We start from the raw sequence: 18,528 nt of genomic DNA, 5'->3' as shown, positions 1-18,528 counted from the left end.
GGCGGCGTCATGCGTGGGGCATGACATCTGTCATCCCCGATTCACGATCCGTGACCCTGCCGGGCGGACACCCCGCTCCGCCAGGCTGGACGCATGACGACGACAGCCACCGAAGCCACCACCACGCACGCCGCAGTGGTCAGCTTCGACCAGGTCAGCAAGGCGTACGGAGACGTACGCGCCGTCGACGGGCTCACCCTCGACCTGCACCCCGGCGAGACCGTGGCGCTCCTCGGCCCCAACGGCGCCGGCAAGTCCTCCACCCTCGACCTGCTCCTCGGCCTGCGCACCGCGGACTCCGGCACGGTCAGGCTCTTCGGCGCGTCCCCGCAGGAGGCGATCGCCAAGGGCCGGGTCGGCGCGATGCTGCAGACCGGCGGCCTGATGGAGGACGTCACCGTCGAGGAGATCGTCCGGCTCACCTGTGATCTGCACCCGCGGCCGCATCCGGTCGGCGACGTGCTGGCCCGCGCGGGCATCGCGTCGATCGCCGGACGGATGGTCAACAAGCTCTCCGGCGGCCAGGAGCAGCGCGTACGGTTCGCGCTCGCCACCGCCGGGGCCAATGACCTGATCGTCCTCGACGAGCCGACCACCGGCATGGACGTCACCGCCCGCCAGGCGTTCTGGGCCACCATGCGGGAACAGGCCGAGCAGGGCCGTACCGTCCTGTTCGCCACCCACTACCTCGAAGAGGCCGACGCGATCGCCGACCGCGTGCTCGTCCTCCACAAGGGCCGGCTCCTCGCCGACGGCACCGCCGCCGAGATCAAAGCGAAGGCCGGAGCCCGCCGGATCTCGTTCGAGCTGGAGGGCGCGGCCGACGAATCGGCACTGCGCGGCCTGCCGTTCCTGTCCGCGCTCGACATCAGCGGCAACCGGGTCCGTATCCAGTCGCACAACGCCGACGCGACCGTCCACGCGGTCTACGCACTCGGCCTCTACCCGCGCGAACTCGAAGTCGCAGGACTCGGCCTGGAGCAGGCCTTCGTCGCCATCACCGAGGCCGAGGAGGCCAGGACCGCATGCTGAATTTCTTCTCGTGGGCGCTCATCAAGCTCGAAGTGACCCGCACCCTGCGGAACAAGAAGTTCATGTTCTTCTCGATCATCTACCCGTCGTTCATCTACCTGCTGATCTCCGGCACCCGGAACGTCACCGACAAGGTCCCGCACACCGATCTGACCCTGCAGGCGTTCTTCATGGTCTCGATGGCCTCCTTCGGTGCGCTGACCGCCGTCCTCATGGGCAACAGCGAGCGCATCGCCAAGGAGCGCGAGAAGGGCTGGGTCCGCCAGCTGCGCCTGACCGCGCTGCCCAGCCGCGGCTATGTCCTGGCGAAGATCGCCAGTGCCGCGATGGTCACCCTGCCGTGCATCGTGGTCGTGTTCCTGGTCGCCGCCGTCGTCAAGCACGTACGGATGGAGACCTGGCAGTGGTTCGCGCTGGTCGGGGTCATCTGGGCCGGATCGCTGGTCTTCGCCGCGCTCGGGGTCGCCATCGGCTATGTCGCCAGCGGGGACTCGGTCCGCCCGATCACCATGATCATCTATTTCGGTCTGTCGATCCTCGGCGGCCTGTGGATGCCGAGCGCGACCTTCCCGCAGTGGCTCCAGAACATCTCCGAGTGGCTGCCCACCCACGCGTACGCTGCACTCGGCCAGGCCGTCGAGATGGGCGGCCCGCCGCACGCCAAGGACATCGCCATCCTCTGCGTCTACTTCCTGCTCTTCGCGGGCGGCGCGGCCTGGCTCTACCGGAAGGACACCCTGAAGGCGTGAACGACGACGAGACGTTCGTGGGGACCGGGCGCCCGCCGACCAACCGCCGTCAGGTGGGCGTCAAGCTGCTCTGGATCGGCGTCTGGCTCGCGTTCATGAGCGCCCCGGTCAAGGACCTCACCGACGGCAACCACACCCCATGGGCCTCCGCGCTGGGCGCCCTCGGTCTGGTGGTCTTCGTCGGGACGTACCTGGTCCTGGTCTTCCGCCACACGTCGAAGGCGCTGGAACGCCGCCGGGTCGGGGCGACGATCGCCTTCCTCGGCGCCCTGGCAGCCGCCCTCTCCCTGACGCTGGGCACCCCGTGGCTGGTCCTCTTCGTGTACGTCTCCGTCACTGTCGGGGCCACCCTGCCCGTGCGGACCGCCGGCTGGCTGATCCCCGTCGTCACCGCCGTACTCGTCGGCATCGGTCTGACCGGCGACCACCCGCGTGATGTCATCACCGCCCTGGTCTTCCCCGCCCTGCTCGGCGGGTTCGCCATGACCGGCGTGCGGCAGATGATCCGTACGACGATCGAGCTGCGTGAGGCCCGCGCCACCGTCGCCCAGCTCGCCGCCAACGAGGAGCGGCTGCGGCTCGCCCGCGATCTGCACGACCTGCTCGGCCACTCCCTCTCCCTGATCACGCTCAAGAGCGAGCTGGCGGGGCGGATGCTCCCCGACCACCCCGACCAGGCGGCGCTCCAGGTTGCCGACATCGAACAGGTCAGCCGCCAGGCGCTGGTGGACGTACGCGGTGCGGTCACCGGCTACCGGCGGCCCACGCTCCCCGGCGAACTGGCCGGGGCCCGTACCGCACTCGCCGCCGCGGGCATCACCGCCGACATCCCGACCGACGCCCCCGACGAACTCCCCGAGAAGCCGGAGGAGGTCCTCGCCTGGGCGCTGCGGGAAGCCGTCACCAATGTCGTACGCCACAGCGGCGCCCGCCGCTGCGCGGTCACGCTCACCCCCCGCCAGACGCTCGACGGCCGGGTCCTCGAACTCACGGTGGCGGACGACGGCCGGGGCGGCTCCGGAACGAAGCCGGGCAACGGCCTCACCGGCATCAGCGAACGACTCGCCACGGTCGACGGCACGCTCACCACCCGGGCCACCGGCTCCGGCTCCGGCTCCGGTTCCGGTTCCGGTTCCGGTTCCGGTTCCGGTAAAGGCTTCACCCTCACCCTCAGTGTTCCGCTCGGATCCGCCCTAGGATCCGGTGAATGAGCATGATCCGACTCCTCCTTGCCGAGGACCAGTCCATGGTGCGCGAGGCCCTCGCGGCGCTGCTCGGCCTGGAACCCGACATCGAGGTGGTGGCCCAGGTCGCCCGCGGTGACGAGGTCCTCGCGGCGGCCCGCGAGAATGCCGTCGATATCGCCCTCCTCGACATCGAGATGCCGGGCATGACCGGCATCGAAGCCGCGGCCGTGCTGCGCCGGGAGCTCCCGGCCGTGAAGGTCGTCGTCGTCACGACTTTCGGCCGCCCCGGCTATCTGCGCCGGGCGATGGAGGCGGGCGCGGACGCGTTCCTGGTGAAGGACGCCCCGGCGTCCCAACTCGCGGAAGCGGTACGGAAGGTGCTCGCCGGCGAACGCGTCATCGATCCGACCCTGGCGGCCGCCGCGCTTGCCGACGGCGCGAGCCCACTGACCGAGCGCGAACGCGATGTGCTGCGCACGGCGGCCGACGGTTCCACCAACGCGGAGATCGCCACAGCCCTCCATCTCTCGCAGGGCACGGTCCGCAACTACCTGTCCACGGCGATCCAGAAGACGGCGGCACGTAACCGGGCGGAAGCGGTGCGCATCGCGAGCGAGAAGGGCTGGTTGTAGCGTCCGCCCCGGGAGTGCGGCAGCCTTCGGCGCCTCCCTGACCGGGAGAAATTCCGGTTTCGCAGGATCGGCGGAGCCGGCACACTCCTGCTTCATGACGACTGGACGGAGCGCGGGCGTGACCCTGCGCGTCGGTGCGCAGGACGCGGAGCTCTCCGCCCGGCTGAGCGAAGAGCTGACGGCCTTCAACAACCATGCGACGGGCGCCCACGACGACCGGGGGCTCTCGGTGCGGGTCACCGACGAGGCGGGTGACCTGGTGGCGGGGCTCGTCGGCTGGACCTGGGGCGGGTGCGCCGGGATCTCCGAGGTGTGGGTCCGGGCCGACCGGCGTCACGAGGGGTGGGGCGCCCGACTGGTGCGCGCCGCCGAGGACGAGGCTCTGGCGCGCGGCTGCACCTCCGTGATCGTCTCGTCGATGTCCTTCCAGGCGCCCGGTTTCTACCGCCGACAGGGCTACCTGGAGACCGGCAGCGGCGGTGGACTCCCGGGCGGCCACACCCGTCATCACTTCTTCAAGGAGTTGGAACGGACGGAGAACGCCTGCTGAGGGCTGTCCCGCGACAGGGAGTGGGGGAGGCCGTTGGTTCAGGTGTTTCAGGCACGCGTCTCCTTGTCGAGATGGGCGAACACCACCACGTTGTCCTTGTAGTCCTTGGCCTTCCTGTCGTAGTTGCCGCCGCACGTGATCAGGCGGAGCTGGGCGGACGGCGTGTCGGCGTACACCCGCTTGTCGGGGAAGTTCGCCTTGCTGAAGGTCTCCACCGAATCGACCTTGAACGAGGCGACGCTGCCGTCCGCCCTCGTGATGTCGACCGTGGCGCCCGGTTTCAGGAACCGGAGCTGCAGGAACACCGCCGGGCCGGTCGTCGTATCGACGTGACCTGCGACGATGGACGCACCGCGCTCACCGGGCGTCGCGCCGTCCTTGAACCAGCCCACCAGGTTCTTGTCGTTGGGGGGCGGGGCGTTGAGCTGTCCGGTCCGGCCGATGGAGAGGGGGGTGAAAGGGGCGTCGACAGCGATCGTCGGGATCCGGAGCCGCTTCGGGGCGGAAGGAGGCATGGACAGCCCCTGGAGGGAAGCGGAGGCCGAGGGGGTGGCGGGGGCTGGGGGGGCGGGTGCCGGGGCTCCGGGAACGCCGGGCCCGGGGACGGCGGGTGCGAGCACCGCGGGGGTGGTCAACGGCTTGTTGTCGTCCGAGACGCCGAGGGAGTTGTAGATCAGGAGCAGGCCCAGCCCTGCCGCTGCCGCGGGCCAGAGCAGGGCGCGGCCGATGGCGGGGGAGCCAGGCCGGGAGGGGGTGGAATCGGACGACTGCGGGGCGGCCATGGGAGCGTGCCTTTCTTCTGTCCTTCTTCTGTGTCGCATCAGTCAGTTGGTTCTCGGTCAGCCGGCGGAACCGGGGAAACGCAGCCGCCGCGACCGCCGCCCCGGGGGACGGCGACCGCGACAGCTGCGCGAGATCAGCGGTTCAGTTCGTTCAGGCCACCGCACCGCCCGTGGCCTGACGGCGGCGCACCTTGTATGCACCGACGCCGAGCCCACCGATGAGCAACGCCGAACCGGCAGCCAGACCGCCACCGGTCACCGCGGTCCCGCCGCCACCGGTGTGCATGCCACCGCGGGGCTTGCCGCCCTGGTCGCCGCCCTGGCCGCCGCCGTAGCCGCCCTGGTCGCCGCCCTGGCCGCCCTCGTCGTCGCCGTAGCCGCCCTGGTCGCCGCCCCGGCCGCCCTCGTCGTCGCCGCCGCCGTAGCCGCCCTTGTCGCCGCGGTCGTCTCCGCCCTTCTTCGAGTGGTCGCCGGAGTCGTTGCCGGGCTGCCATTCCTTGGCCACCGTCATGGCCATGGCGCCGCCACCGGTGTGGACGCCACCGCGGGGCTTGTCGCCCTTGCCGCCGTGGTGGCCCTTGTCGCCGTGGTCGTCCTTGCGCCCGTGGTCGTCCTTGCGCCCGTGGTCGTCCTTGCGGCCGTGGTCGTCCTTGCGGTCGTGGTCGCCCCGGCCCTTGTCGCCGTGCTTGTCGCCCCAGCCGCCCTTGCCGTGGTCGGGCCGGGCGTCCTCGTTGCCGCGGTCGCCCCGGCCGCCCTCGTCGTCGCCGTAACCGCCCTCGTCGCCCTGGCCGCCCTCGTCGCCGCCGTCGTCGCTGCCTTCGTCGCCGTTACCGTAGGAGTCGCCGTCGTCGTCGCCGGCCACCGTCATGGCCATGGCGCCGCCACCGGTGCGGATGCCACCGCGGGGCTTGTCGTCGTTGCCGCCGTGGTGGTCCTTGCGGTCGTGGTCGCCCTTCTCGCCGTGGTGGTCCTTGCGGTCGTGGTCGCCCTTCTCGCCGTGGTGGTCCTTGCGGTCGTGGTCGCCCTTCTCGCCGTGGTGGTCCTTGCGGTCGTGGTCGCCCTTCTCGCCGTGGTGGTCCTTGCGGTCGTGGTCGCCCTTCTCACCGTGGTCGCCGCGGCCGCCGTGGTCGTCTTCGCGGTCGTCGCCGCGGCCGCCGTGGTCGTCTTCGCGGTCGTCGCCGCGGCCGCCGTGGTCATCGCCGCGGTCATCGCCGCGGCCGCCGTGGTCGTCGCTGCTGGAGGAGGAACCGCCGTCCCAGTCATCGGTCAGGGTGATGGCATGGGCAGCAGGAGTGGTGATGGCGAGGACCGCGGTGATCGCGGCCGAAGCGAACAGGGTGCGGGCAGAGCGCATCTGAACACATTCCTTTCGACGCGACTGCGATGAGTGACGGGCTGTCGACTCAAGGTGACGCAGTTGCGACGTGATCCACCGTTAACCGGAATGCGACTCGGCGCCATCGGGAATCTGTGCATTGGAGCTACGCCGTGGGCCCTTCGGGTGGCGAATTACCGATAATCACCCATCGGACTGCATACCATGGCGTAATCAGGTTTGGCCCCGCAGACTCATCTGTTTGCTGACACTTCCTCATGGTGACGCACCGTGCGATCGGGGCGGCGAGACCCTCGCGGTCGGCTCGAACCCGCTTGCATCGATGGCCGGTTGGCGATGTCCTGTACGCAGGTGATCGCCTGGGGGCGTCCTCCGCGTCACTCAAGAGGACCCTGCCGGGCCAGTGCGAGGAGCGGCGCGCGTGGCACGCAGGAGAGATCACGCGACCTCTCGGACCTGCGCGGCTCCCGTTCCGATCCGATGCAGGGCACTTGTGGCAGCCGCCCACCACCGCCCGCAGGGAGTCAGCGCACCGTTGACCACCGCTGAGATCGCATACCAGCAGGACCATCTCGACTTGCTTCACACCCGCGTGAAGGCCCTCCGGGCCACGCCCGGCGGCAGCTGACCGCCGTGCTGCGCGAGACCGGCGGGACCCGGCAGGGGCGGCTGGAGAGCGGGATGCCGCTGCCGCCCGCTACGCCGGGCAGGTCGCGCGGTGACGCCGCCGAGAACGGGCTCTGCTTCGGGCGCCTCGACCTGCGCGACGGCGACCAGCACTCCATCGGGCGCGTCGGGCTGCCCGCCGAGTCCGCCGCCGACGACCTGCTGCCGGACTGGCGCGCGGAGAATGCGGCGGCCGCACTGGACGACGGCCGGCCGGCGGTGATCGCCCCCGACGCGCGCCGCGACGAACTGGGCGCCGCGGTCGCGAGGCGGCCCCGGGAACGGTGTACGGGGACGAACCCGACCTGGAGAACCGGGTGGTGGCGCTGGGCGTCCGGCAGTTGAAGGGGCGGGAGTTCGACGCGGTGCTGATCGCCGGCCCGAAGGAGATCGTCGCCCGCTTCTCCCGGGGCCCGAAGGACTTGTGCGTGGCCCTGACGCGGGCGACACAGCGCCTCGGGATCCTCCACGAGGGCCAGCCCCCGGCGGTCCTCGAAGGGACGGTGGCTCCTCTCGCCTGACGACCCCGCTTCAAACCGACCGGCGGTCTTTTCAGGCCCGCCGGTCGGCATGTCGGGCCCGGTCGGCGATCGAGGTCCGAACGCCCACCGGACGACCCCGGTCCCCACGCCCGCGCACCCCTAATTCAGCAAGGCCCGCGCCGCCCGTGCCCGCACCCGAACCATCTTCGCCGCCGTCGGCTCCACCGCTTCCACCAGCTCCGCGTACTCCTCCATCTCCTCCGCCCCGCGAAGGAACTCCCCGCTCTGTACGAGCAGCTGCGCCCGCTCGTAGCGTAGCCGCGCCGGATGCGAGGGCAGCAGCAGCGACAGGTCCACCGCCCACAGCGCCACTCGCGTGCACTCCGGGCGGGCCGCCGCCCACGCCCTGATGTTGTTCAGGATCCGCAGCACGATCTCCAGAGGCCGGGCCGGCACCAGCATCGACGGCTCGAGTGGTGCCCCGGTCGCCCCCGTCACCAGAAGCTGCGCGTCCTGGCCGGTCATAGGCCTGCCGCCGGCGAACGGGTCGGCCAGCACTTGTTCCGCCGGATCGCCGAACCCGACAACGAAATGACCCGGCAGCGCCACCCCGTACACCGGAGCGCCCGCCCGCCGCGCCACCTCGATCCACACCACCGACAGCAGGATCGGCAGCCCGCGCCGGCGCCGCAGCACCTCGTGCAGCAGCGAGGACTGCAGCCGCTGGTAGTCCGTCGACGAGCCCTCGAACCCGCACCGTTCGCCGAGCAGTTCGGCCAGCGCCGAGGCCCAGGCGCGCCCGCCCCGTACACCGTACGGAAGCAGTCCCGCCAGCCGGTCCAGTTCGATCTGCGCAGCGTCTATCCCGTCCGCGTCCAGCGCCGGGTCGGCCTCCGCGGCCAGCAGCAGGCAGAGCAGCGCGAGGTCGGGGCGTTCGGCGCGGGCCTCCTCGGCGAACTGCCGGCGTGGGTTCAGCCCTGGGTTCATGGGGGACATGCTCCTGCCCCTACGCGGACCGGAAGTGGTGGTACAGGTGATGGGTCACGAACCCCATTCGGTCGTACAGCACACGTGCCCCCTCATTGTCCGTCTCCACCTGCAGCCACGCCGCCGACGCACCCTCGTCCAGCGCCTGCCGGGCCAGTGCGGTCATGACGGCGGAGGCCAGCCCCCGCCGCCGATACGCGGCATCGACCTCGACGGCCATGAAGCCCGCCCAGCGCCCGTCCACGACACACCGTCCGATCGCGGCAGGCGCGTCGCCCGCCGCGTCACCCGGCACGGTCGCGAACCACACCGAGGGCCCGCTGCCCAGCACCTTCAGTACATTCGGGCCCGGTGCGTCGAAGCGCTGGTACCGGGAGAGCCACGCCTGGTCGATCCCCCGGCTCAGCCGCACCCGCGCAACGTCCGCGTCCAGATCGCCGATCGGCGCCAGAGCCGCGATCCGCACCTGTGCCGTGACCTCGCGCCGCCACCCGTGCTCCTCCAGCTCCGCGCACAGATTCTCCTGTGTGCCCTCCGCGCCCGTCGCGGTCTGGATGTACGCGGGCAGCCCGCGGGCCTCGTACCAGCGCTCCACCCGCATGAGCGCCTCGTCGAGCGGCACCCCCGGATCGCCGAGCGGCAGTACGGAGTTGGCGCGCCGGGTGAACCCGTCCGCCGCGCGCAGCTGCCAGTCGCCGAGCGGTTCGCTCTCCACCGGCTGCCAGGCGCGGGCACAGACGTGGGCGAGTTCGGCGAACGTGGCCGACGGACCCCGGCGCCGGGCCGGCGCGGATGGGACGACCTTGCCCGCCACCAGCGAGGATTCCGCGATGTGGACGGATTCACCGCTCTTCGGTGTGATCGACAGCACATGATTTTTCCAGGATGTGAGAACCCCTACGGTGTCGGTGAATCTCCAGCCCGCCGCGCCGTCTTCCGAACGACGTCGGACTGATACCCGTTTGCCCACGTCAGCCGGGGTAATCCGGACCTCAGCCCGTCCGCCGATGGTGAATTCCACAGCTCTCTCCGCCCCTCCTGTTCGGTTCGTGCCCAGGAACGGAGATACTAGGTGCGGGCATCGACGACGCCGCGCTCCCGCGCGAGAGCCAACGCCCTACCGAGGAGGAACGACAGCGTGACCTACGTCATCGCGCAGCCTTGTGTCGACGTAAAGGACAAGGCCTGCATTGAAGAGTGCCCCGTCGACTGCATCTACGAGGGCCAGCGGTCCTTGTACATCCACCCGGACGAATGCGTCGACTGTGGAGCCTGTGAGCCGGTCTGCCCGGTCGAGGCGATCTTCTACGAGGACGACACCCCGGAGGAGTGGAAGGATTACTACAAGGCGAACGTCGAGTTCTTCGACGACCTCGGTTCGCCGGGTGGTGCCTCCAAGCTGGGTCTGATCGAGCGCGACCACCCGTTCATCGCAGCATTGCCGCCGCAGAACCAGTAACCAGCGGCCGGCACGTGCGCCGCCCCGGCCCCGTACGGCTCGTCGCCGTGCGGGGCCGAGGTGTTTTCCGGTCCGGGCCGCAGGCAGACCCGACGCCGCACGAACCATCCGAACCATCCTCGTCACCCTCGTACGAGAAAGCAGAGAGCCGTGTCCGCAGCAGTCTCCTCCCGCCTCCCGGTCTTCCCCTGGGACAAGCTCGCGCCCTACAAGTCGACCGCTGCGGCCCACCCGGACGGCATCGTCGATCTTTCCGTCGGCACGCCCGTCGACCCGGTGCCGGAACTGATCCAGCAGGCGCTCGTCGCCGCCGCGGACAGCCCCGGCTACCCGACGGTGTGGGGGACGACCGAACTCCGCGACGCCCTCACCGGCTGGGTGGAGCGGAGGCTCGGCGCGGATTCCGTGGCGCACGAGAACGTGCTGCCGGTCGTCGGCTCCAAGGAACTCGTCGCCTGGCTGCCGACCCAGCTCGGCCTCGGCGCGGGCGACAAGGTGGCGTACCCGCGGCTCGCCTACCCGACGTACGAGGTGGGTGCCCGGCTCTGCGGCGCCGAGCCCGTCGTCTACGACGACCCCACCGAGCTCGACCCGGACGGACTCAAGCTGCTCTGGCTGAACTCGCCGTCCAACCCCACCGGCCGGGTCCTGTCCAAGGACGAGCTGATCCGGATCGTGGCCTGGGCGCGCGAGCACGACGTGCTGGTCTTCAGCGACGAGTGCTACCTGGAGCTCGGCTGGGAGGCCGAACCGGTCTCCGTGCTCCACCCTGATGTCTGCGGCGGCATGTACGAGGGCATCGTCGCCGTCCACTCCCTCTCCAAGCGCTCCAACCTTGCCGGATACCGCGCGGCGTTCATCGCGGGCGACGCGACCGTCCTCGGCGAACTGCTGCTGATCCGCAAGCACGGCGGGATGATGACGCCCGCCCCGGTCCAGGCCGCCACCGTCGCGGCGCTCGGAGACGACACGCACGTGGCCGAGCAGCGGACGCGGTACGCGGGCCGGCGTACCGCGCTGCGGGCGGCGCTGGAGGCCCACGGCTTCCGGATCGAGCACAGCGAGGCGAGCCTCTACCTGTGGGCGACCCGCGACGAACCCTGCTGGGACACCGTGGCGTACCTTGCGGAGCTCGGCATCCTGGTGGCGCCGGGCGACTTCTACGGACCGGCGGGCGACCACTTCGTACGGGTGGCGTTCACGGCGACGGACGAACGTGTGGCAGCCGCGGTCAAGCGGCTGTCCTGACCTCTTGCAGGACAGGCGCGAGGGCCTCGGGAGTACGCACTCCCGAGGCCCTCCTGCATGTCCGGTACGGGGTCAGCCGATCGGCAGGCCCTGGGTGGGCAGGCCCCGCGTCGTCGGCAGACCGCCACCGGCGAGACCGCCGGTCGGCAGACTGCCCCTGGTCGCCGCACCGGTGGCCCCGCCGACCAGCTCACCGGCGTTGCCCGCGGCCTCACCGGCGACCTTCTGCGCGGCGGGGGCGGCCTTGCTGCCCGTGCTGCCGACGGTCTTGCGCGCGGCCGGGACGGCCGTCCCGACGATCTTGCCGCCGGTGGCACCCGCGACCTTGGTGCCCTGCTCGGACGCGCCGCCGAGGGTCTTGCCGAGACCGGCACCGTCGACGGTCGTCAGACCGCCGAGCTTTGAGGCCTGCGGGAGCTCCGCGGCACCTGCGGCGCCGGCCGCACCGACCACCGGGGCTGCACCCGCCGCGATCAGCAGCGCGGCACGGGCGATCCGACGGGTCAGGGGGAGGGACATGATGCTCCTTCGACGGGATGTGGAATCTGTCTGTCCGTGGATCGGACGCAGTGACAACCGTCGTGGGGGCGGGGGAGGTTGCGGTGGACCGAAGTAAAGAGTCGGTAATGCGTCACATAATCCACAGCGGAGGAACTCGGGCAAACATTGCATTCCCCAAACGTCGGATGGGCCGCCACTTCCCTTTTCCTGCAAGGGAAGTGGTGCATGAAGTGGAGAGAGCCGGAGGCGTGTGGTGACGGCAGCTTCCGGACGGACTGGATGGCCCCTGCGGGGGATCCTTCGTACTGGTGTCTTTCCCGCCAGGTTTTGCCCCTTGCACCGCCCGGCACGCCCGCTCGCCGCGTTGGCCAAAAGCCCTGGCAGCTCCTTCCCCAAGCTCTCCACTTCGTTCGAGCAGGGGAGACCCCACTGGGGGACTTCCGGCCGCCTTGCGGTCGCACTGGACGACGCTCCGCACGGGACAGCCCTTAGCGAACGAGCTGTATGCGGACCTGCGTGGTGCCTGATTCCTCATGGTCTGTTCGCCAGTCCGACCCGGCCCTCCACACCCGGCCCGCGTACGCGACCTCGTCGATGCCCAGCGATTCGGCCTGCGCCACCGCCCAGTGCGCGAGCTCCCAGCCGCGCTGCGCTCTGCCGCCGTCCCCGGTGGTCCGCGCCGCCTTCACCGGCACCGAGACCGTGCCCGCAGCCGGTGCCCCGCCCGACACCCCGTCACCCGCTTTGCCCGAGGGGGGCAGCACACCCTTGCCGAAGGCCCGCACCAGCGCCGACCGCACCTGTGCCGCATCGGCGGGCCCCGCTGCCGTCTGCGTCGGCGTGCAGGTCAGCGCGGCGGGCGTGCGGCCGGTCAGTGCGGCGGACAGCAGCGCGGCATCCGGCTCGTGCTTCGCGTACGCCTGCGGGAAACCACTGCGCTGCACCCGCTGCGCGGCGACCGTCAGCGGCAGCCGCGAGTAACCGGGGACCTCGGCCAGATGCTGGTAGAACATCCCGGCCGAGTAGACCGGGTCCAGGATCTGCTCCTCGGTGCCCCAGCCCTGCGAGGGGCGCTGCTGGAACAGTCCCAGCGAGTCCCGGTCGCCGTGCGAGATATTGCGCAGCCCGGACTCCTGCAACGCCGTCGCCAGCGCGATCGTCACCGCACGCTCAGGCATCCCGCGCGTGGTGCCGACCGCGGAGATCGTCGCGGCGTTCGCGGCCTGCTCCGGGCTCAGCCGGTATGTACGTCCCCGGCCCGCCGAACCGTCGGCGGACTGCACGGTGCACCGCTCGACGCCCTTCTTGCCCGAGATGTACTGAAAGGTCAGATAGCCGGCCAGGGTCACGAGCACGGCAAAGGCCGCCGCGATACGGAAGAGGCGGCCGCGGCCGGTGTGTCGGCGGGCGGAGGAGGGGGTCCGGGGCACGCGCCCACCGTACTGGAGGGCCCGTGGCCGGGGCCGAGGGCGAAGTCCCTCAGGGACTTTCCTTCCGGATCATGCCGGGCTCGCGGGGTCCCCGATCCGGCCCGGATCCGAAAGAAGGTCCCGGGCCCGCCCGGCGGATCAGGGCCGGACAGGCCTTAGGGTCGGGGCCATGCCCGAAAGCACCCTTGACCTCACCCTGGACGGCCCGGCCCTCACCGCCCGCCTCGTCGACTTCCCGTCGGTCAGCGGGGACGAGAAGGAACTGGCGGACGCGATCGAGACGGTCCTGCGCACGCTCCCGCACCTGACCGTCGACCGGCACGGCAACAACGTCGTGGCCCGGACCAGCCTCGGCCGCGACGAGCGCGTCGTGCTCGCCGGACACATCGACACCGTGCCGATCGCCGACAACGTCCCGTCCCGGCTCGACGAGAACGGCGTGCTCTGGGGCTGCGGCACCTCCGACATGAAGTCGGGCGTCGCCGTCCAGCTGCGGATCGCCGCGACCGTGCCCGAGCCCAACCGTGACCTGACCTTCGTCTTCTACGACAACGAAGAGGTCGCCGCGCACCTCAACGGGCTCGGCCATGTCGCAGACGCCCACCCCGACTGGCTGGCGGGCGACTTCGCCGTCCTCCTCGAAGGGTCCGACGCCCAGGTCGAGGGAGGCTGCCAGGGCACCCTGCGGGTCTTTCTCCGTACGGAGGGGGAGCGGTCCCACTCCGCACGCAGCTGGATGGGGTCCAACGCCATTCACGCCGCGGCCCCGATCCTCACGCGCCTCGCCGCCTACGAACCGCGCCGGCCGGTCATCGACGGGCTTGAGTACCGAGAGGGCCTGAACGCCGTACGCATCGAGGGCGGTGTCGCCAACAACGTCATCCCCGACGCCTGCACCGTCGTCGTCAACTACCGGTACGCCCCCGACCGCAGCCCCGAGGACGCCCTCGCCCACGTCCACGAGGTCTTCGCGGACTGCGGCGTCGTCGAGTTCACCGTCGACGACCACTCCGGCGCGGCGATGCCCGGCCTCGCCCACCCGGCGGCCAAGGCGTTCATGGCGGCGGTCGGCGGCACCGCCCGGCCCAAGTTCGGCTGGACCGACGTCTCCCGCTTCGGCTCCCTCGGCGTTCCTGCGGTGAACTACGGACCCGGCGACCCGCTCCTCGCGCACAAGCGCAACGAGCACGTGGCGGTCGACCGGATCACCCACTGCGAGGACCGGCTCCGCTCCTGGCTCACCAGCTGACCCACGGCATTCCCCTGCCCGTAACCTCCGTAGATCTACCCTGGCCTGACACAGCACGTCGTCACGGCGTCACGTCGTCGGAGGGAGCAGGTCATGGGCAACCCAGAAGAAGCTCACGTCCCCGAGGAGCAGCGGCTCGGTCCGGTACTGCGCCGCAGGGAACAGGTACAGCCCGGCACCACCGATCAGCGGTTGCTGGACTCCGAGGGCGATTCCGAGTGGGTGCACACCGATCCCTGGCGGGTGATGCGCATCCAGTCGGAGTTCGTCGAGGGCTTCGGCGCGCTGGCCGAGCTGCCGAGCGCGATCAGTGTCTTCGGCTCGGCCCGCAGCCCGGCCGACGGCCCGGACTACGAGGCGGGCGTACAGATCGGCAAGGCGCTGGTCGAGGCCGGTTTCGCGGTGATCACCGGGGGCGGTCCCGGAGCGATGGAGGCGGCGAACAAGGGGGCGCGGGAGGCGAAGGGCATCTCGGTCGGCCTCGGTATCGAGCTGCCCTTCGAGTCAGGGCTCAACCCGCACGTCGACATCGGTGTGAACTTCCGCTACTTCTTCGTCCGCAAGACGATGTTCGTGAAGTACGCGCAGGGCTTCGTCGTCCTGCCCGGCGGCCTCGGCACACTCGACGAGCTCTTCGAGGCGCTCACCCTCGTCCAGACGGGCAAGGTGACCCGCTTCCCGATCGTGCTCTTCGGCACCGCGTACTGGGGCGGCCTGGTGGACTGGCTGCGGAACACGGTGGTGGCGCAGGGGAAGGCGTCCGAGAGGGACCTGCTGCTGTTCCACGTCACGGACGACGTGCAGGACGCGGTCGACCTGGTCACGAAGGAAGTCGGCCGCTGGCCACGGTGAGCCCCTCCGGCGAATGAGGAGCGGGAACCGGGGCAGCGCCCCGGTTCGGGAAGGGGCGGGTAGGGGACACGTCTCGCGCAGCGGCCCCGCCGCCCCGGGCCCGGCTCGCGCCCGCCCCGACAGCCTCTCACCGTCGCTACGCCAGCCCGCGCCGGGCCACCGCCGGCGCCCGGTGCCCCGCGATCGACGCCACCATGTCCAGTACCTGTCGCGTCTCCGCCACCTCGTGCACCCGGTAGACCTGTGCGCCCAGCCACGCCGAGACCGCGGTCGTCGCCAGCGTCCCGATCACCCGTTCCTTCACGGGGCGGTCGAGCGTCTCCCCGACGAAGTCCTTGTTGGACAGCGATACGAGGACGGGCCAGCCGGTCTCCGCCATCTCACCGAGGCGACGCGTCGCCTCCAGTGAGTGCCGGGTGTTCTTCCCGAAGTCATGACCGGGGTCGATCATGATGCCGTCCGGCCTGACCCCGAGTTCCACGGCCCGTTCGGCCAGCCCCACCGTCACCCGCAGGATGTCCGCCATCACGTCGTCGTACGCGATCCGGTGCGGCCGGGTCCGCGGTTCGGCTCCGCCCGCGTGCGTACACACCAGCCCCGCTCCGTACCGCGCGGCCACCTCCGCGAGCTTCGGGTCGACACCGCCCCACGCGTCGTTCAGCACATCGGCACCGGCCTCGCAGACCGCCTCACCGACCTCGTGGCGCCAGGTGTCGACGCTGATCACCACATCGGGGTGGCGCCGCCGCACCTCGGCGACGAACCCGACGGTGCGGCGGGCCTCCTCCGCGGCGGTCACCTCCTCGCCGGGACCGGCCTTCACTCCGCCGATGTCGATGATCGCGGCGCCGTCGGCGACAGCCTGCTCGACCCGGGCGAGCGCGGGCTCGTCGCGGAAGGTCGCGCCCTGGTCGTAGAAGGAGTCCGGAGTACGGTTCACGATCGCCATGATCACTGGCTCGTGCGCCCCGAATTCGCGCTGCCCCAGCCTGAGCGCACCGCTTCGCATCCTGTGTTTCTCCTCTGGATAGATCCCCCGCCGCCGCCTGCGACCCTAACTGTCCGTACCGCATGGCACGATCGGAGCCGGACAGGTTTCCGCCCCAGGGGAGATGCGTGTGTTCTGGTTCTTGCTGCTGGCGATGGTCGTGGTCGTGGCCGCGGTCACCCTCGCGGTGGTCGGCGGAGGGAAGAGTGCCGTCCTGCGGGACGTGGCGCCCGAGCAGCTGACCGACCCGCTGCCCGCGACCCGTCCGGTCGGCCGCGCGGACGTCGAGGCGCTGCGGCTGCCGGTGACGGCACGCGGATACCGGATGGCCGACGTCGACGACGCGCTCGGCCGGCTGGGCGCCGAGCTCGCCGAGCGGGACGCGCGGATCGCCGAGCTGGAGTCGGCGCTCGCCGGAGCGCAGGCGACGGCGGTGGGCGGTGTCGGGCTCCTCAAGGAGCCGCAGGACCGGCCGCGGCCCGAGCGGGCACCCCGGTCGGCGCCGCAGTCCGGGCAGCAGGCCGACCGGCAGCCGGAGCCGCGTGCCTGGCCCCCGTCCGGACCCCAGTACGGACCCCGGTACGGGCCCCGGTCCGGATCCCAGCAGGAGCCGCCGCCCGGTCCACCGCCCGGTCCACCGCCCGGTCCGGAGTCCGGTCCGGAGTCCGGGCCCCGGTCCGGCGAGGAGCCGCAGCGATGAGCGGCGGCGCCGAAGCGGGGGCGGACGGCCGGCTGCGCTGTCCGTGGGGACTGTCCACCGATGACTACCTCGCCTACCACGACACGGAATGGGGCCGCCCCGTCCACGGCGACGACGCCCTGTTCGAGCGGCTCTGCCTGGAGGCGTTCCAGTCCGGGCTGTCCTGGCTGACGATCCTGCGCCGCCGGGAAGGATTCCGCAGCGCCTTCGCCGGGTTCAAGATCCGTGCGGTGGCGGAGTTCACCGACGCCGACAAGGATCGCCTCCTTGCCGACGCCGGGATCATCCGTAACCGCGCGAAGATCGAGGCGACGCTCGCCAATGCCAAGGTGCTGGCCGCATGGCCGGACGGTGAGCTGGACGAACTCATCTGGTCCTACGCCCCGGACCCGGCCACCCGCACCGCCCCGCGCATCCTTGGCGACGTCCCGGCGGTCACGCCGGAGTCCACCGCGCTCGCCAAGGACCTCAAGAAGCGCGGCCTGCGCTTCATCGGCCCCACCACGGCCTACGCCCTGATGCAGGCGTGCGGCCTGGTCGACGACCACCTGGCCGACTGCGTGGCCCGCGGCACCGGGTCGTAGCCACGCTGCGGGGCCGGCGGTGCCGTGGAGGAAGCCACCCACCGGTGAGCAACCGTCCACGCCCCCGGGCCCGGACCGGCCCCTGCCAGGCCCTATCGCCCCAGATACTTCGGCTTCGCCTTGTCCAGGAAGGCCTGCACCGCGATGGTGTGGTCCTCCGAGGCGCCCGCCTTCGTCTGGAGTTCGTCCTCCTTCTCCAGCGTCTCGCTCAGCGTGTGGCCGGCTCCGTAGGCCAGCGACGCCTTGAGCGCGGCATACGCCACCGTCGGGCCGTCCGCCAGCGTGCGGGCCACTGCCAGGGCCTCCGCGGCGAGGTCGGCCGCGGGCACCAGCTTGTTCACGATGCCCAGCTCGTACGCGTCCTGAGCCGAGATCGAACGCGGGAAGAGCAGCAGGTCGGCTGCGCGGCTCTGGCCGATCAGCCGGGGCAGTGTCCACGAGACACCTGAGTCCGCGGTGAGGGCGACCCCGGCGAACGAGGTATTGAACGACGCGCTGTCGGCGACCACCTGGTAGTCGCAGGCGAGCACGAAGCCGAAGCCCGCACCGGCGGCGACCCCGTTCACCCCGGCGACGACCGGCTTCTCCATCTCGGTGATCGCCCGCACGACGGGGTTGTAGTGCTCCTGCACGGTGCTCAGCGCATTGCCGGAACCCGACTCGCGGGTGGCGGTCAGCGTGGCGATGTGTTCCTTGAGGTCCTGGCCGACGCAGAAGGCGCGCGAGCCGGCCGCCGTGAGCAGAACCGCCCGGACAGCGGTATCGGCCGCGGCCGACTGCAGCGCGTCACGGAGGGCCACCTTGGCCGCTGTGTTCATGGCGTTCATCGCGTCGGGACGGTTGATCGTGATCGTCGCGAGTCCGTCCGTCACTTCGTAGAGCACGGTGTCGGCCACGTTGTCCGCCATTTGCTGTCCCCTTTGCGCCTCGGGCAATGCCTGTCCGGGCAAGCATGGCCGACATCACCGAGGGGGAACATGTGACCTGCGTCTAACGATTGCGCCCCGATGGAGGGGTGAGGGCGACGGAGTATCGCAGTCGGATCGCCGAATTGGGTGGTTTTGCGAGAGCGCGTTGCGCAAGCGATGCAGACCGATGTTGGTCATCGGGGTCT

General features: G+C 71.0%; 20 protein-coding genes and 1 pseudogene. 13 read left to right on the top strand and 8 right to left on the bottom strand.

Annotated elements, in window-relative coordinates:
* Positions 1-93 precede the first annotated feature (93 nt).
* From OH809_RS15355 to OH809_RS15335, 5 genes are all read left to right on the top strand, one after another.
* Positions 94-1,032: an ABC transporter ATP-binding protein gene (locus OH809_RS15355; RefSeq protein ID WP_406515235.1), complete on the top strand. Its 939-nt coding sequence runs from the start codon at positions 94-96 to the stop codon at positions 1,030-1,032.
* Positions 1,026-1,781: an ABC transporter permease gene (locus OH809_RS15350; protein WP_406421861.1), complete on the top strand. Its 756-nt coding sequence runs from the start codon at positions 1,026-1,028 to the stop codon at positions 1,779-1,781. The genes OH809_RS15355 and OH809_RS15350 overlap by 7 nt, the downstream gene beginning before the upstream one ends.
* The gene (locus tag OH809_RS15345) at positions 1,778-2,992 is read left to right on the top strand and encodes a sensor histidine kinase (RefSeq protein WP_406515234.1); all 1,215 of its coding nucleotides are present in this window, start codon (positions 1,778-1,780) and stop codon (positions 2,990-2,992) included. The genes OH809_RS15350 and OH809_RS15345 overlap by 4 nt, the downstream gene beginning before the upstream one ends.
* Positions 2,989-3,600 (top strand): response regulator, encoded by a 612-nt coding sequence (locus OH809_RS15340; protein ID WP_406515233.1) that lies wholly within the window; start codon positions 2,989-2,991, stop codon positions 3,598-3,600. Before OH809_RS15345 ends, OH809_RS15340 begins: the two co-directional genes overlap by 4 nt.
* Positions 3,601-3,694: 94 nt before the next feature.
* On the top strand, positions 3,695-4,150 hold the full coding sequence (locus OH809_RS15335; protein WP_406421864.1) for a GNAT family N-acetyltransferase: 456 nt from the start codon (positions 3,695-3,697) through the stop codon (positions 4,148-4,150).
* Positions 4,151-4,197: 47 nt separating this feature from the next.
* Here the strand turns inward: OH809_RS15335 and OH809_RS15330 are convergent, their stop codons facing one another.
* Together OH809_RS15330 and OH809_RS15325 are read right to left on the bottom strand one after the other, a co-directional pair.
* Positions 4,198-4,932, bottom strand: a complete 735-nt coding sequence (locus OH809_RS15330) for a class F sortase (protein WP_406421865.1) — start codon at positions 4,930-4,932, stop codon at positions 4,198-4,200.
* Between the two features lie 151 nt (positions 4,933-5,083).
* On the bottom strand, positions 5,084-6,286 hold the full coding sequence (locus OH809_RS15325) for a hypothetical protein (RefSeq protein ID WP_406515232.1): 1,203 nt from the start codon (positions 6,284-6,286) through the stop codon (positions 5,084-5,086).
* A gap of 615 nt (positions 6,287-6,901) precedes the next feature.
* Here OH809_RS15325 and OH809_RS15320 point away from each other — a divergent pair.
* Positions 6,902-7,279 carry a hypothetical protein gene (locus tag OH809_RS15320; RefSeq protein ID WP_406515231.1) on the top strand — a complete coding sequence of 126 codons (378 nt, stop codon included), beginning with the start codon at positions 6,902-6,904 and terminating at the stop codon, positions 7,277-7,279.
* The gene (locus OH809_RS15315) at positions 7,255-7,455 is read left to right on the top strand and encodes a hypothetical protein (RefSeq protein ID WP_406515230.1); all 201 of its coding nucleotides are present in this window, start codon (positions 7,255-7,257) and stop codon (positions 7,453-7,455) included. The genes OH809_RS15320 and OH809_RS15315 overlap by 25 nt, the downstream gene beginning before the upstream one ends.
* A gap of 120 nt (positions 7,456-7,575) precedes the next feature.
* Here OH809_RS15315 and OH809_RS15310 read toward each other — a convergent pair whose 3' ends face one another.
* Entirely contained in the window at positions 7,576-8,412 is an 837-nt protein-coding gene (locus OH809_RS15310) for a tetratricopeptide repeat protein (protein ID WP_406421869.1), read from the bottom strand.
* A gap of 10 nt (positions 8,413-8,422) precedes the next feature.
* Positions 8,423-9,424, bottom strand: a complete 1,002-nt coding sequence (locus tag OH809_RS15305) for a GNAT family N-acetyltransferase (RefSeq protein WP_406515229.1) — start codon at positions 9,422-9,424, stop codon at positions 8,423-8,425.
* Positions 9,425-9,541: 117 nt separating this feature from the next.
* Here OH809_RS15305 and fdxA point away from each other — a divergent pair, with 117 nt between their 5' ends.
* Positions 9,542-9,862: a ferredoxin gene (fdxA, locus tag OH809_RS15300; protein WP_037688837.1), complete on the top strand. Its 321-nt coding sequence runs from the start codon at positions 9,542-9,544 to the stop codon at positions 9,860-9,862.
* A 150-nt stretch (positions 9,863-10,012) separates the two neighbouring features.
* Positions 10,013-11,110 (top strand): bifunctional succinyldiaminopimelate transaminase/glutamate-prephenate aminotransferase, encoded by a 1,098-nt coding sequence (locus OH809_RS15295; protein ID WP_406515228.1) that lies wholly within the window; start codon positions 10,013-10,015, stop codon positions 11,108-11,110.
* Positions 11,111-11,182: 72 nt separating this feature from the next.
* On the opposite strand, the gene OH809_RS15290 is transcribed toward OH809_RS15295, so the two are convergent.
* Positions 11,183-11,629, bottom strand: coding sequence for an ATP-binding protein (locus tag OH809_RS15290; protein ID WP_406515227.1), 447 nt, complete (start codon positions 11,627-11,629; stop codon positions 11,183-11,185).
* 470 nt (positions 11,630-12,099) lie between these two features.
* Positions 12,100-13,041, bottom strand: a complete 942-nt coding sequence (locus OH809_RS15285) for a hypothetical protein (RefSeq protein ID WP_406515226.1) — start codon at positions 13,039-13,041, stop codon at positions 12,100-12,102.
* 169 nt (positions 13,042-13,210) lie between these two features.
* Between OH809_RS15285 and dapE the strand changes: the two genes are divergently transcribed.
* The gene (dapE, locus tag OH809_RS15280) at positions 13,211-14,290 is read left to right on the top strand and encodes a succinyl-diaminopimelate desuccinylase (protein WP_406421874.1); all 1,080 of its coding nucleotides are present in this window, start codon (positions 13,211-13,213) and stop codon (positions 14,288-14,290) included.
* Between the two features lie 93 nt (positions 14,291-14,383).
* A complete protein-coding gene (locus tag OH809_RS15275; RefSeq protein ID WP_406421875.1) occupies positions 14,384-15,142 on the top strand; it encodes a TIGR00730 family Rossman fold protein in 759 nt (252 codons plus the stop codon).
* Between the two features lie 136 nt (positions 15,143-15,278).
* Here OH809_RS15275 and folP read toward each other — a convergent pair whose 3' ends face one another.
* A complete protein-coding gene (folP, locus tag OH809_RS15270) occupies positions 15,279-16,151 on the bottom strand; it encodes a dihydropteroate synthase (RefSeq protein ID WP_406421876.1) in 873 nt (290 codons plus the stop codon).
* Positions 16,152-16,254: 103 nt separating this feature from the next.
* On the opposite strand from folP, the pseudogene OH809_RS15265 reads away from it, so the two are divergent.
* A pseudogene (locus OH809_RS15265) lies at positions 16,255-16,650 on the top strand (hypothetical protein); the annotation flags it as partial.
* Positions 16,651-16,826: 176 nt separating this feature from the next.
* Complete coding sequence (locus OH809_RS15260; RefSeq protein ID WP_406421877.1) at positions 16,827-17,414, top strand: DNA-3-methyladenine glycosylase I; 588 nt, start codon at positions 16,827-16,829, stop codon at positions 17,412-17,414.
* Between the two features lie 92 nt (positions 17,415-17,506).
* On the opposite strand, the gene OH809_RS15255 is transcribed toward OH809_RS15260, so the two are convergent.
* Entirely contained in the window at positions 17,507-18,322 is an 816-nt protein-coding gene (locus OH809_RS15255) for an enoyl-CoA hydratase/isomerase family protein (RefSeq protein ID WP_406421878.1), read from the bottom strand.
* Positions 18,323-18,528: the final 206 nt, after the last annotated feature.

Origin of the sequence: Streptomyces sp. NBC_00873 (assembly GCF_045207415.1) — a bacterium.
Taxonomy (GTDB): domain Bacteria; phylum Actinomycetota; class Actinomycetes; order Streptomycetales; family Streptomycetaceae; genus Streptomyces.
Note: the sequence above shows the minus strand (reverse complement) of the source record. Positions and strands in the feature narration are given on the sequence as shown.

Coding starts and splice junctions, on each gene's coding strand:
- OH809_RS15335 (WP_406421864.1), top strand. CDS start 3,695: ATGACGACTGGACGGAGCGCGGGCGTGACCCTGCGCGTCGGTGCGCAG.
- OH809_RS15350 (WP_406421861.1), top strand. CDS start 1,026: ATGCTGAATTTCTTCTCGTGGGCGCTCATCAAGCTCGAAGTGACCCGC.
- OH809_RS15290 (WP_406515227.1), bottom strand. CDS start 11,629: ATGTCCCTCCCCCTGACCCGTCGGATCGCCCGTGCCGCGCTGCTGATC.
- OH809_RS15275 (WP_406421875.1), top strand. CDS start 14,384: ATGGGCAACCCAGAAGAAGCTCACGTCCCCGAGGAGCAGCGGCTCGGT.
- OH809_RS15255 (WP_406421878.1), bottom strand. CDS start 18,322: ATGGCGGACAACGTGGCCGACACCGTGCTCTACGAAGTGACGGACGGA.
- OH809_RS15355 (WP_406515235.1), top strand. CDS start 94: ATGACGACGACAGCCACCGAAGCCACCACCACGCACGCCGCAGTGGTC.
- OH809_RS15330 (WP_406421865.1), bottom strand. CDS start 4,932: ATGGCCGCCCCGCAGTCGTCCGATTCCACCCCCTCCCGGCCTGGCTCC.
- folP (WP_406421876.1), bottom strand. CDS start 16,151: ATGCGAAGCGGTGCGCTCAGGCTGGGGCAGCGCGAATTCGGGGCGCAC.
- dapE (WP_406421874.1), top strand. CDS start 13,211: ATGCCCGAAAGCACCCTTGACCTCACCCTGGACGGCCCGGCCCTCACC.
- OH809_RS15260 (WP_406421877.1), top strand. CDS start 16,827: ATGAGCGGCGGCGCCGAAGCGGGGGCGGACGGCCGGCTGCGCTGTCCG.
- OH809_RS15310 (WP_406421869.1), bottom strand. CDS start 8,412: ATGTCCCCCATGAACCCAGGGCTGAACCCACGCCGGCAGTTCGCCGAG.
- OH809_RS15340 (WP_406515233.1), top strand. CDS start 2,989: ATGAGCATGATCCGACTCCTCCTTGCCGAGGACCAGTCCATGGTGCGC.
- OH809_RS15325 (WP_406515232.1), bottom strand. CDS start 6,286: ATGCGCTCTGCCCGCACCCTGTTCGCTTCGGCCGCGATCACCGCGGTC.